Origin of the sequence: Arcobacter arenosus (assembly GCF_005771535.1) — a bacterium.
Taxonomy (GTDB): domain Bacteria; phylum Campylobacterota; class Campylobacteria; order Campylobacterales; family Arcobacteraceae; genus Halarcobacter; species Halarcobacter arenosus.
Genome location: NZ_VANU01000005.1, coordinates 42655 through 54115, shown reverse-complemented (window position 1 = coordinate 54115; position 11461 = coordinate 42655). Strand labels below are relative to the sequence as shown.

The window sequence follows — 11461 nt, the reverse complement described above, 5'->3', positions numbered from 1 at the left end:
AATCTATAGTGAAGAGATAGATAGCTTAGATGAGAATCAAACAATGAATATCACATTCGATGTAAAAGCATATGATGGGACAGACTTTAGTGAAGCTAAGACAGTAAGTGTAGCAGTAAGTGGAGATGCAATCAATGTAAGACTTGAATCAGATACATTATATCTAGAAGATGATGCAGGAACTTATAGTATGGCTGATCTTTTAGGAGCTATTCCTGATAATACACAAGTTGAATCTATAGATTTAAATTATACAGGGGAACATATATTATCAAATATCTCAGTTGAAGACTTTTTAGCAATTTCTGATGACAACACATTAATGATAAATAAAGATATTGATGATTCTGTAAACTTAGATTCAAATATTTGGACATCTAATGGAAACACATCAGTGGATGGTATTAATTATGATACTTATGTAGCTACAGATACATCTACAAATAATACTTTAACACTACTTATTGAACAAGATCCTATATTATAATTTAATAGAGTAATGATATAATTCATTACTCTATAATAAAGGTTTGATTTTGGTAAAAAAACTTTTTAGTTCAATTTTTGAAAAAAAGTCAAAAGATTATAAACCTGAGTACTATACAACAGATTTACACTCTCATTTAATTCCAGGGATTGACGATGGTGTAAAAACTTTAGATGAATCAATACATATTATTCAAGGTATAAAAAACCTTGGATTTAACAAAATCATCACAACTCCACATATCATGGCTCATAGATTTCCAAACACAAAAGAGATTATTTTAGATGCTTGTGAAAAACTTAAAAAAGAACTAAAAAATAGAAATATTGATATAGAACTTATTGCTTCTGCAGAATACTATTTTGATGAAAACTTTTTAGAACTTATTGAAAACGATGATTTATTATATTTTGGAAAAGACAAATATGTTTTGTTTGAACTTTCTTATACAAATAAACCTTTTGGATTAGAACAAACTATTTTCAAACTTCTTTCTAAGGGTTATAGGCCTATTTTGGCACATCCTGAGCGATATTCTTATTTTGCATCAAACTTCTCAAAGTATGATAAGTTAAAACAAAGTGGCGTTAGATTTCAAATTAATCTTAACTCTTTGATTGGTTTTTATGGTAAAAAACCCAAGTCTGCTGCAAAATATTTATCGGATAAGGGGTTAGTAGATTTTGTAGGTAGTGATATTCATGGCCAAAAATATTTAGATTCTTTTGAAAAAGCAGTCTTTGCTAAAGAAACCCATGAATTATTTGAAAAAAATTCAATAAAAAATTATAAGTTAGTATAAAGAAGACCTATTAACTAGGTCTATCTTTATAATATTTGTCATTTCCGTAGCCATATCCATAACTTACACCATAACCATATCCATATTTTTCACCAATTTCAACACCATTTAAAATCATACCAATATGATTATGTGAGTGCTCACGTGCTAGTCTATCAAGATTTTTAATAAATTCTTTTCTCGTATAATCAGCTCTAACTAATACAAATGAGATATCTGCATAATTCATAAGAATAAGAGCATCTGTTACAAGCCCAACTGGTGGTGTATCTATGATAATATAATCATAATCTTCTTTTAGGTTTTCAATTAAAATCTTCATATTGTCTAATAAAATCAATTCTGAAGGATTTGGAGGAAGTGGCCCTGTTGTAATTAAATCAACATTTTCAGATTCTGTTTTAGAAATCACTTCTTTTAGTGTATTTTGACCAGTTAGATAATTACTTAATCCTATAACATTATCTATATCAAACTCTTTATGAACACTTGCTTTTCTCATATCTACATCTAAAACAACAACTTTTTTATTTGTTTGACCTATTATTTCAGCAATTTTTGCAACAATAGTTGTTTTCCCTTCTCCTGATACAGAAGAGGTTACTGTAATAACTCTACTTGATTCTGTTTGTGGCAAGAACTGTAAATTGGTTCTTATTGACCTAAACGATTCAAGGAAAATATTTTTTGTTTTTTTGTTTTTATTAAGTGGCACAACACCATAAATAGGAATTGAACTATATCTTTCTATCTCTTCAGTATTTTTAACAGTATCATTTAAAAATTCTCTTAAAAAGGCATAAGCAATACCAACAATTCCACCTAATATCATACCAACTAAAACTATTAACATTCTTTTTGGTTTAACGGGAATAGGGTAATTTAATGCTTCGTCTAATACTCTTGAATTAGAGATAGTAGATGATTTTAAGATAGCTGTTTCAGCTCTTTTTTCTAATAAATATGAATATACTTTCTCATTTACTGAAAAATATCTTGTAAGTCTTGTCAACTCTTTTTCTTGTTGAGGAAGAGTTTCTAAAGATTTTGTATATTGTCTAATTAATGCTTTTAAAGAAGCTTTTCTTTGTGCTATTTGATTTAAGTTATTACTTAAAACAGTTTTTATATTTCTTCTTAGCGTAGCAATTGATTGACTAAGTTTTACAATATCAGGGTGTAACTCTGTATAATCAATCAGTAAACTATCCCTTTGATTTGATAATTCTGTTAGGTTTTTAACCATATTTGATAGTGATGGATCAGCAAAGTTTATTGATCCAACTGCAAGACCAGATAGATTATGATTTTTATTGATATATTGTTGTAAATTTTTTAAGATATTTTGTTCTATTGATATCTCTTGTAGTTTACTTTCATAATCAGTCAATTTTTCTGAAGTCATTTTTGCTTTTTGAGATAAATCAATTACTTCGTTAGTCTCTTTATATTCTTCAAGTTTACCCTCAGAAGCTTTAAGTCTTTTATTTATCTCTTCAAGTTGTGAGTCAATAAAGTCTAAAGATAAGTTTGCTGTTTCATTTTTTCTTTCTCTTTCTTGATCTCTATATGCCTTTAACATAGCATTTAAAAGATCTTTTGCTCTAGTTGAAACTGTATCAAAAATAGAAAGTCTTAACACACTTGCATACTCAGAAACTTGTGAAATTGATAAATCTGAATAATACCTTGAAAATGAAGACTCATGAACAAAATAAAAAGAGTATTCTTCTTCTGTTAATTTACTAATCTTTTGAACTGTTATATTAAACCATTCTGTTTTAATCTCTTCATTGTATTTATGAATTTTTTCATAGCTAAAAAAATCTACATCTTTAAATTTTCTAACACCAAGTAAATTAAAAAGTCCATCTTTTGACCATTTACTTCTAGGTTTTACCACAAGTTTAAATGTTGTAGAAGAAAGTGGCATTATATAAAAAGATTTTTGATAAAACATATCATCTAAAAAGTTTTTTGTTACAACAAAAGGTGAGTTTTCATAAAATTCATATGTTCTATAATTGTTTTTTGTAAAATATCTTGTTCCAAGATTTAAATAACTAGCTGCTCTATCAGCTAAAAACTTTGATTTAAAAACTTCAATTTGATTTTCAATATTTACTCCTGCACCGGTAAATGCCTCTTTAAGTGCTGAACTTGAGTTCCAACCTCTTTCTTCCTCTTTTACTTCAATAGTTGCAGAAGAAGAATATATATTTGGCTTAACATAAGCAAATACAGCTGATCCTATAGTGAATATTAAAATAGAAAAAAAGATAAAAAACTTGTATTTAATAATAGTCTTAAATACCTGTTTTAAATCTATTTCATCATTTGCATGTTGTTGTATATATTTATTTTGTTCCATTAAAGATAACCCTTATACTATTCTATAAGAGTTTTTCTTTGGTTTAGTGGATCTAGGATACTAGATAACATATTCCAAAATGGGTTAATATCATTAAATGCTCTATTATAACCTTTAAGATTTCTAGGTTGAACATATAAAATGTCGTTTGGTTTTAAGTATAAACTTGAAACAGACAATGCATCCATTCTTGTAAGGTTTATAGTTCTAACTTTCGGGTTTCTTAAATCACCTCTAATAACTTTTATATTGTTTCTTGATGCCATATCTGTTAAGTCACCAGTTCTTGCAATAGCCTCAATTACATTCATTGTTCCATTTGTAACAGGAACAATACCAGGAGATTTAACTTCACCGATTACAATTACCCTTTGGTTTTTGATTTCAACGATTACATATGGGTTTCTAATAAATTTTTTGTATTCTTTGATTAGATAGTTTGAAGCTTCATCTTGAGTTAAACCTGCAATATTAACACTTCCAAGTAAAGGAAGTCTCACACTACCTTTTCTTGTAACTAATAATCCAATATTTTCTTGAATTGTGTTACTGTTATTTACATCTCTACTAGTAAGAATTGAAGTCATTTGTTGACTTCCTTGACCAGCTTGAATATAAACTGTAACATCAACTCTATCATTTGGAGCAATAATATTTTCAAATGCCATTTCTTGATAATATTCTTTTTTATCAACAACTGTTGTTTTTTCTATGTCTAGACTACCTTCTTGAAAAAGTTTATAATCTTTTAGACCACAACCACTAAATAAAGTTATCAGAATGGAGAAAATAAAAGTATATTTTAACTTTAAACCCATATATATCCTTTTATAAATTTTTTTGTTATCATAACACAATGAGTTATTAAATTTCAAACAAAAATGTCTAAAAAATAGATAAAATTTTAAAGTTACAAATTAGTTACAAAAATAACATTATAACTTAGCTGTATATTTTTTAAGTAACTTCTAATATTATTAGAAAGTTTTTATGTTATAATGTCACCATAAAAATTTTGGAGAATACAAAATGGATAAAATTATAACAGAAGAAAATACTAATAGTAGAAGAAGTTTCCTTAAAAAAGCAGCATATGCGGCACCTGCAATAGTTGCTTTAGGGTCAATAACTAAACCAACAAATGCTATGGCAAGTTGTATCAGCAATTGTCAAGATCAAAATGATTTTGACAATAGTATAACACCTCCACCACCTCCAGGAAGTGGTGATGATGAATCTTCAGGATTTAAATTCTAAATCTAATTAATGAAGATTTTTGATTTTAAAGTATCAAGTACTAGACTTGATACTTTAGATAAAAATTGTTATTCCTTTTTTGAACAAAAAAATTATAGCAATCTTCCTTATAAACTAACTCTCAACAATAATCAGCTTAGAAAAATTCAAATTCAAAGCGATAAACCTTTTAACAGTATTCAAAAAAATCAAATCTTATCTTTTATCGTAGAAGATGTTGTTACTTTTGTTTCTAAAATTGACTCAAATGAGATAAATTTTATAAAAGGTAAATTAGGGGATGATACTTTAATAAAGTATTGGTTATATCATACTTTTTTCCCTATTTTATTAACTTTTGAGAGTAGGTATTACTTTTTGCATGCAGGGGCTGTTGAGATAGAAAATACACCAGTTCTTTTTATCGCTGATGCCTTTGGTGGAAAATCTACAATGACAGACTTTTTTATGAAAAAAGGTCATACAATGATATCTGATGATAAAGTAGGTACCTATGAAAAAGATAATTTAATTTTATCTGTTCCTTCATATCCATACCATAGACCTTACCGTAAAATGGAAGATTTAGGATTGTTTGTAGAAGATTTTGCAAAAGATTCAAAGCCAATAAATTGTATATTTAACCTTGTTAAATCAGATGAAAATTCAGATATATTTATCAACAAAATATCTGGAATAGAAAAATTCAAAGCTTTAAAATATGCAACTGATATTGACTTGCCAATTAATCAAAAACAAAGATTTCAATCCTTGACAAATATAGCAAATAAAGTGGATATATATGATATAACTATCCCTTGGGATTTAAATAGACTTGAAGAAGTTTATCAAACTATAGTAGAATTTATAAAAAATAAAAAGGTAATATAAAATATGACATTAGATACAAAAATAAATATACCAGATTGCCTTTTTTTACAAAAAGTAGATAATGAGACAATTTTACTTGATAGTAATACAAATGAGTATTTTTCTATAAATGAAATAGGAACTCTAATCTGGGAAACTTTAGAAGAAAAAAAAGACTTAAATAGTGTAAAAGAAGAGATAATTTCAAATTATGAAGTGGATGAAAAACAAGTTGAAAAAGATATATTAAATTTTATTCAAGAAGTAGTAAATAAAGGTTTGATTACTATCTCATAATGTTTTAGAACCCAAGATTTTGGGTTCTTTTTATTTTGAAATTGAAGTTAAAGTTTGTTTTACCAAATTATCTGAAGTATCTTGACTATCTGTTTCCACATAACAACGTAATTCTGGTGCATTACCAGAAGGTCTTAGGTGTATAATTACATCATTATCAAAAGTTAGTCTCAATCCATCAATTTGATTTATATCTACTATTTTTAGATTTTCTAAATCTAACATCTCTAATAATATAGTTGGATTTTCTATACCTTTATTTATAAGTTCAATACTCTTTTCTCTTGGAAAATTTTGAATTCTATCACTTGATGTAAAACGTTTTGGTAAACTTTCAATAAGATTTGATAGTGATGTTTTTTCTTTTACTACAAAAGAAAGTAGAACTATAAATGGTAATAATGCATCCCTTGTTGGTAATGCATGTAAAATATTTCCATCTTGTTCAAGTGATGAACCTAATAAGAAACCACCATTTGCTTCAAACCCAGCAATTGCTTCATATGTATTTAACTCTTCAAAAGCTTCTATAACATAAGGTGATCCAATTTTTGTTCTTTTTATTTTATCAAAGAAATCACTTTTTTCAATAGCTGTATTACAACTAACAGGCACAGCTAAAGCTTTTATTCCAAGAATTTTTGCAGTTAATAAACCAACAATATCACCCCTTAGCCAGTCACCATTTTCATCAGCAATTAATGGTCTATCTCCATCTCCATCTGTAGAAAAAATAGTATTAAAACCATATTCTTTTGACCAATCTTTTCCTCTTTGTTTATCTTCCTGCGATACTGCTTCTGTATCTATAGGAATAAATTCATCTGATCTTCCAAGAGTTATTACCTTTGCACCTAGATTTGTAAAAAGTTTAGAATATAAATCTCTACCTGCACTTGAGTGTTCATAAATACCAATTTTAAGACCATTTAAACAAGCTTTTCCAAAATAGTTTGCGTATCTATTTATATAATTTATTGCTGCTTTATCATCTACTACTGGCAAATAGTTGCTAGAATCAATTAACTCATTTGAATTATCTAAAATAGATATTTCATCTTCTTTTGAGATTTCCCCATCGGGTCTATAAAATTTGATACCATTTCTATCAAAAGGGATATGACTTCCTGTTATCATTATAGATGGTATTTCATCTGTCATAGCTTGCAGGGCTAGTGCTGGTGTAGGTATTACTCCATAAAAATCTACTTCATAACCATAGGCTTTTATTGCACCACAAATTATTGAACTTATTTCAGGACTGCTTGGACGATTATCCATAGCAACTGCAACTTTTTTAAACTCAAAACTTTTTTTCATGGCATCTAAAAAAGAGATAGTAAAAGCAGTACATACTTCAGTTGTAAATTCAGTAACTAAACCTCTTGCTCCGCTAGTCCCAAATTTAACATCACTTTGACTAATAACTTCTTTTATATTTTTCATTTAATCCCTTTTAAAATCATCATCAATTCTTACGATATCATCTTCACCTGTATACTCACCAACTTGTGCTTCTATTAGTACAACAGGTATTTTCCCTTCATTTGCTAATCTATGTACTTCACCCATTTTTATATAAATAGATTCATTTGGTCTTACTAGTTTTGTCTCTTCCCCAACTGTAACTGTTGCTGTTCCGCTTACAACAATCCAGTGTTCATTTCTATGGAAGTGTTTTTGTAAGCTTAGTCTTTTTCCTGGTTTTACATCAATTCTTTTAATTTTGTATCCGGCAGTATCTTCTAAAACTGTATATGAACCCCATGGTCTATAGCCAGTTAAGTGAATATTATGAAGTTCTGTAGTTTTTCTAACTTCTTCAACTACTTTTTTAACCTTTTGTGAACTTCCTTTTTTAGATATAAGTAATGCATCTCCTGTGTCAACTATAATACAATCTTCAATATCAACAGTAGCTATTTTTCTTTGATTTCCATAGATTAGATTGTTTTTACTATTTACAGATACATGGTTTTTATTTAGTGTATTTCCATTTTCATCTTTTGGAAGTTCTTCATAAAGTGAATCAAAACTTCCTACATCTGACCATGCTATATCTGATGGTACAACTTTTACCTTTGAAGATTTTTCCATAACTGCATAATCGATACTATCTTCAGGGATATTCATCATATCTTCATGTTTTATTCTTGTAATATTATCTTTAGAAGAGTTTGCTAAAGCATCTTTACTTGTATCAAATATCTCAGGTGAATATTTTTTTAATTCTTCTAAAAACACTCCAGCTTTAAACATAAACATTCCAGAGTTCCAATAATAATTTCCAGCTTCTAAGTATGAAGTTGCTGTTTCAAAATCTGGTTTTTCATGGAAAGCTTTTACATCATATTCATTTTCACTTTCTATATATCCAAATCCAGTTTCTGCAAAAGTTGGAGTAATACCAAATGTAACTAGATTATCTTTTAACGCTAATTCTTTTGCTTTTTCTAAAACTTTAGAATACTCTTCCTCGTTTTTGATTAAATGATCACTTGGTGTTACTAACACTATTTCTTCAGGGTCTAATTCCATACAAGCCAGAGCAATAGCTGGGGCAGTATTTCTTCCTACAGGTTCAAGAAGGTATTTATTATTCTCTTTTTTTAATTCTTCTAATTGGTCAACGGAAAGAAAATATTGTTCAGCATTTGAAACTATAAATTGACTATTACAAACTTTTGAGTTTCTTTCAACTGTTAATTGAAACAATGATTTATTATCAAAAAGCTTTACAAATTGTTTTGGCATAAGTGTTCTACTTATTGGCCATAATCTTGTCCCACTTCCTCCACATAGTATTATATTAGTCATCTAATCCCCTTGTCTTTATCAAAATAGTCTTTTACAAAAAAGTATACATCATCACTTTTCATTAGTTCCTCTTCATCAAACCATCTATAGCTTTCATGTTGATTATTTGTCATAGGAGTATTTGTGATTCTAAGCTCAAAACCTAATACAATATAGTGGGTAGAAAAATCATCACCAAAAACATTGTCATCATAAAAGTGTTGATATATACCTTTAAAAGAAGCACTTTTGATATTGTATTCAACACCAATCTCATTTTTTGTGATTCTTTTAAAAGCATCATCTATCTTTTCATTTTTAAAAACTCTTCCACCAGGAACAAACCAACTATTTTTTGCTGGTTTGTTTACTCTTTTACCTAGTAAAATTTTATCTTCGCTATTTTTTATTATTAAGTCAATAGAGATAAGTGGTGCATTTGCAATAACTGTGCTAAAAGTTTCTTTATCTAAAAACATTAGTAATGGTACCTACATGATGCAATGGAAATACTATTTTCTGAAACTTCATAAATTAACCTATGTTCATCAGTAATTCTTCTTGACCAAAATCCACTAAATTGGTGTTTTAAAGGTTCAGGTTTTCCTATTCCATCAAAAGGGTTTCTCTGAATATCTTTGATGAGTTGATTTATCTTTTTCAATATCTTTTTATCAGTATTTTGCCAATAAAGATAATCATTCCAAGAATTTTCAGACCAAATTATTCTCATTCTTCAATTAACTCTTTCTCTAATGTTTTACCAGTTCTTAATTGTTCAATAGATTCTTCTAAATGTTTTCTATTATTCTCAGAACTTAGTAGATAGTTAGTTTCCTTCATAGCATTATATTCATCAAAAGGTATAACAACTACATTTTCTCTACCTTTTCTATGAATAATTACTTCTTCATGATTATGATATACAGTGTCAAAAATATCTTTAAATTTATTTCTAGCCTCTGTCATACTTACAACTTGCATAGTTACTCCTTACAATATTCTGTACATTATTATATCATAAATCATGTAATATTACTATTTAAATACCATTCATACATAGTTTTGATACCATCTTCAAGTTCAACTTTGTGTTTCCATCCTAAACTGTGCAATTTAGATGGATCAGTTAACTTAACCATAGTACCATCAGGTTTATTGATATTAAATTTTAATTCACCTTCAAAACCAATAATCTTTTGAATAAGCTCTGCCAGTTCTTTGATTGATATATCTACACCTGTTCCAATATTGATATGGGTATTTCTTACTTCTTTTGAGTCTTTTTCATATGTATCACCAAAATCTCTATTTTCTAGTAAAAATACACAAGCATCAGCCATATCTTCACTGTATAAAAACTCTCGTCTTGGTTTTCCTGTTCCCCAAATCTCAACTGAAGATGCATCTACCCCAAAGCCTTCTAAATACTCTTTTGCCTCATCAATATTTTCAATACCTAACTCTTTTGCAACTTCATCTTCTCTACCTTCATATAAAAGTTTAGCACAGTGAATTTTTCTAATAAGCGCTGGCAATACATGAGATTTTTCTAAATCAAAGTTGTCATTTGGTCCATATAGGTTTGTTGGCATTACAGATATAAAGTTTGTACCATATTGTAAGTTATATGATTCACACATTTTTATACCAGCTATTTTAGCTATGGCGTATGGCTCATTTGTATACTCTAGTGGTGAAGTTAAAAGACAATTTTCAGGCATAGGTTGAGGTGCTTCTTTTGGATAGATACAAGTACTACCTAAAAACAATAGTTTTTTTACCCCATTTACATATGATTGATGGATTACATTGTTTTGAATAGCAAGATTCTCATATATAAACTCACCTCTGTACGTATTGTTTGCAACTATTCCACCAACTTTTGCAGCAGCTAGTATTACATATTCTGGTTTTTCATCTTCAAAAAACTTAGCAACTTCTATTTGTGAAGTCAGATCTAACTCTTTATGAGTTTTATATACAAGATTTGTATAACCCTTTGATTCTAAGTTTTTAACTATAGCAGAACCAACTAATCCTCTGTGTCCTGCTATATATATTTTACTATCTTTGTTCATTTCAATATTCTTTTTTAGTATTTCTATTATTTAAATATGAAGAAATTTTTTTAGGGTTTTGTCTTAAATCAAGAATAGCTACTACTATAACTGTTTCATCTTTGATGACATAATAAATTCCATACGGAAATCTTTTAGAAAGCAATCGATACAAACCAAATACTTTTTGATGAATCCCTCCATAAAGCCATAAAGACTCTATGTCAGATATTATGCTATCTTTAAAGTATGAACCCAATCCATGATTTTGTTTTTCATAAAATTCTTCGCCTAATTTCAAATCATTTGAAACTTCTTTTAAAGCTATTATGTTTTTTATATTCATTAAGCTTTTAAGTCTTCAAGTGAGATAAATTCTGCTTCATTGTTATCAAGTTTTTGAAGTCTTTCTTCTAAAACTTCTTTGTGCCAAGATGGAGATTCAATATTACTATCTTCTTCTTCTAAAGTAGCCCAGATTTCATTCATTAAAATGATTCTATCTTTTACATCTAATTTTTTTATTTCATCTAAACTCATTT

15 protein-coding genes are annotated in these 11461 nt (G+C 28.2%); 5 read left to right on the top strand and 10 right to left on the bottom strand.

What is annotated here, in order from left to right; all coding sequences use genetic code 11:
• The coding region (locus FDK22_RS15750; RefSeq protein ID WP_171012983.1) for a hypothetical protein at positions 1-487 on the top strand (487 nt) is incomplete at its 5' end.
• Positions 488-536: 49 nt separating this feature from the next.
• The gene (locus tag FDK22_RS11365) at positions 537-1289 is read left to right on the top strand and encodes a tyrosine-protein phosphatase (protein WP_138153097.1); all 753 of its coding nucleotides are present in this window, start codon (positions 537-539) and stop codon (positions 1287-1289) included.
• A 10-nt stretch (positions 1290-1299) separates the two neighbouring features.
• On the opposite strand, the gene FDK22_RS11360 is transcribed toward FDK22_RS11365, so the two are convergent.
• Both FDK22_RS11360 and FDK22_RS11355 read right to left on the bottom strand, forming a co-directional pair.
• Entirely contained in the window at positions 1300-3660 is a 2361-nt protein-coding gene (locus FDK22_RS11360) for a GumC family protein (RefSeq protein ID WP_138153096.1), read from the bottom strand.
• 17 nt (positions 3661-3677) lie between these two features.
• Positions 3678-4478: a polysaccharide biosynthesis/export family protein gene (locus FDK22_RS11355; RefSeq protein ID WP_138153095.1), complete on the bottom strand. Its 801-nt coding sequence runs from the start codon at positions 4476-4478 to the stop codon at positions 3678-3680.
• Between the two features lie 211 nt (positions 4479-4689).
• On the opposite strand from FDK22_RS11355, the gene FDK22_RS11350 reads away from it, so the two are divergent.
• The 3 genes from FDK22_RS11350 to FDK22_RS11340 are packed head-to-tail and all read left to right on the top strand — an operon-like array spanning position 4690 to position 6063.
• On the top strand, positions 4690-4917 hold the full coding sequence (locus tag FDK22_RS11350; RefSeq protein WP_138153094.1) for a twin-arginine translocation signal domain-containing protein: 228 nt from the start codon (positions 4690-4692) through the stop codon (positions 4915-4917).
• Positions 4918-4926: 9 nt separating this feature from the next.
• Positions 4927-5787: a hypothetical protein gene (locus tag FDK22_RS11345; RefSeq protein ID WP_138153093.1), complete on the top strand. Its 861-nt coding sequence runs from the start codon at positions 4927-4929 to the stop codon at positions 5785-5787.
• A gap of 3 nt (positions 5788-5790) precedes the next feature.
• Positions 5791-6063 carry a PqqD family protein gene (locus tag FDK22_RS11340; RefSeq protein ID WP_138153092.1) on the top strand — a complete coding sequence of 91 codons (273 nt, stop codon included), beginning with the start codon at positions 5791-5793 and terminating at the stop codon, positions 6061-6063.
• 30 nt (positions 6064-6093) lie between these two features.
• Here FDK22_RS11340 and FDK22_RS11335 read toward each other — a convergent pair whose 3' ends face one another.
• The 8 genes from FDK22_RS11335 to FDK22_RS11300 are packed head-to-tail and all read right to left on the bottom strand — an operon-like array spanning position 6094 to position 11459.
• Positions 6094-7509, bottom strand: a complete 1416-nt coding sequence (locus FDK22_RS11335) for a phosphomannomutase (protein ID WP_138153091.1) — start codon at positions 7507-7509, stop codon at positions 6094-6096.
• The gene (locus tag FDK22_RS11330) at positions 7510-8880 is read right to left on the bottom strand and encodes a mannose-1-phosphate guanylyltransferase/mannose-6-phosphate isomerase (protein ID WP_138153090.1); all 1371 of its coding nucleotides are present in this window, start codon (positions 8878-8880) and stop codon (positions 7510-7512) included. It lies immediately after the preceding gene.
• On the bottom strand, positions 8877-9338 hold the full coding sequence (locus tag FDK22_RS11325; RefSeq protein WP_138153089.1) for a GDP-mannose mannosyl hydrolase: 462 nt from the start codon (positions 9336-9338) through the stop codon (positions 8877-8879). The genes FDK22_RS11330 and FDK22_RS11325 overlap by 4 nt, the downstream gene beginning before the upstream one ends.
• Positions 9338-9592, bottom strand: a complete 255-nt coding sequence (locus FDK22_RS11320; RefSeq protein WP_138153088.1) for a Txe/YoeB family addiction module toxin — start codon at positions 9590-9592, stop codon at positions 9338-9340. Before FDK22_RS11320 ends, FDK22_RS11325 begins: the two co-directional genes overlap by 1 nt.
• Complete coding sequence (locus FDK22_RS11315; protein WP_138153087.1) at positions 9589-9843, bottom strand: type II toxin-antitoxin system Phd/YefM family antitoxin; 255 nt, start codon at positions 9841-9843, stop codon at positions 9589-9591. Before FDK22_RS11315 ends, FDK22_RS11320 begins: the two co-directional genes overlap by 4 nt.
• Before the next feature lie 41 nt (positions 9844-9884).
• Positions 9885-10940 (bottom strand): GDP-L-fucose synthase family protein, encoded by a 1056-nt coding sequence (locus tag FDK22_RS11310; protein ID WP_138153086.1) that lies wholly within the window; start codon positions 10938-10940, stop codon positions 9885-9887.
• Between the two features lies 1 nt (position 10941).
• On the bottom strand, positions 10942-11265 hold the full coding sequence (locus tag FDK22_RS11305) for a type II toxin-antitoxin system RelE/ParE family toxin (RefSeq protein WP_138153085.1): 324 nt from the start codon (positions 11263-11265) through the stop codon (positions 10942-10944).
• Positions 11265-11459 (bottom strand): addiction module protein, encoded by a 195-nt coding sequence (locus FDK22_RS11300; protein ID WP_138153084.1) that lies wholly within the window; start codon positions 11457-11459, stop codon positions 11265-11267. The genes FDK22_RS11305 and FDK22_RS11300 overlap by 1 nt, the downstream gene beginning before the upstream one ends.
• Between the last annotated feature and the right edge of the window lie 2 nt (positions 11460-11461).

Bases quoted from the DNA above. Each gene is read 5' to 3' on its own strand.
- FDK22_RS11360 (WP_138153096.1), bottom strand. From the start codon at position 3,660: ATGGAACAAAATAAATATATACAACAACATGCAAATGATGAAATAGAT.
- FDK22_RS11355 (WP_138153095.1), bottom strand. From the start codon at position 4,478: ATGGGTTTAAAGTTAAAATATACTTTTATTTTCTCCATTCTGATAACT.
- FDK22_RS11350 (WP_138153094.1), top strand. From the start codon at position 4,690: ATGGATAAAATTATAACAGAAGAAAATACTAATAGTAGAAGAAGTTTC.
- FDK22_RS11345 (WP_138153093.1), top strand. From the start codon at position 4,927: ATGAAGATTTTTGATTTTAAAGTATCAAGTACTAGACTTGATACTTTA.
- FDK22_RS11340 (WP_138153092.1), top strand. From the start codon at position 5,791: ATGACATTAGATACAAAAATAAATATACCAGATTGCCTTTTTTTACAA.
- FDK22_RS11335 (WP_138153091.1), bottom strand. From the start codon at position 7,509: ATGAAAAATATAAAAGAAGTTATTAGTCAAAGTGATGTTAAATTTGGG.
- FDK22_RS11330 (WP_138153090.1), bottom strand. From the start codon at position 8,880: ATGACTAATATAATACTATGTGGAGGAAGTGGGACAAGATTATGGCCA.
- FDK22_RS11325 (WP_138153089.1), bottom strand. From the start codon at position 9,338: ATGTTTTTAGATAAAGAAACTTTTAGCACAGTTATTGCAAATGCACCA.
- FDK22_RS11320 (WP_138153088.1), bottom strand. From the start codon at position 9,592: ATGAGAATAATTTGGTCTGAAAATTCTTGGAATGATTATCTTTATTGG.
- FDK22_RS11315 (WP_138153087.1), bottom strand. From the start codon at position 9,843: ATGCAAGTTGTAAGTATGACAGAGGCTAGAAATAAATTTAAAGATATT.
- FDK22_RS11310 (WP_138153086.1), bottom strand. From the start codon at position 10,940: ATGAACAAAGATAGTAAAATATATATAGCAGGACACAGAGGATTAGTT.
- FDK22_RS11305 (WP_138153085.1), bottom strand. From the start codon at position 11,265: ATGAATATAAAAAACATAATAGCTTTAAAAGAAGTTTCAAATGATTTG.
- FDK22_RS11300 (WP_138153084.1), bottom strand. From the start codon at position 11,459: ATGAGTTTAGATGAAATAAAAAAATTAGATGTAAAAGATAGAATCATT.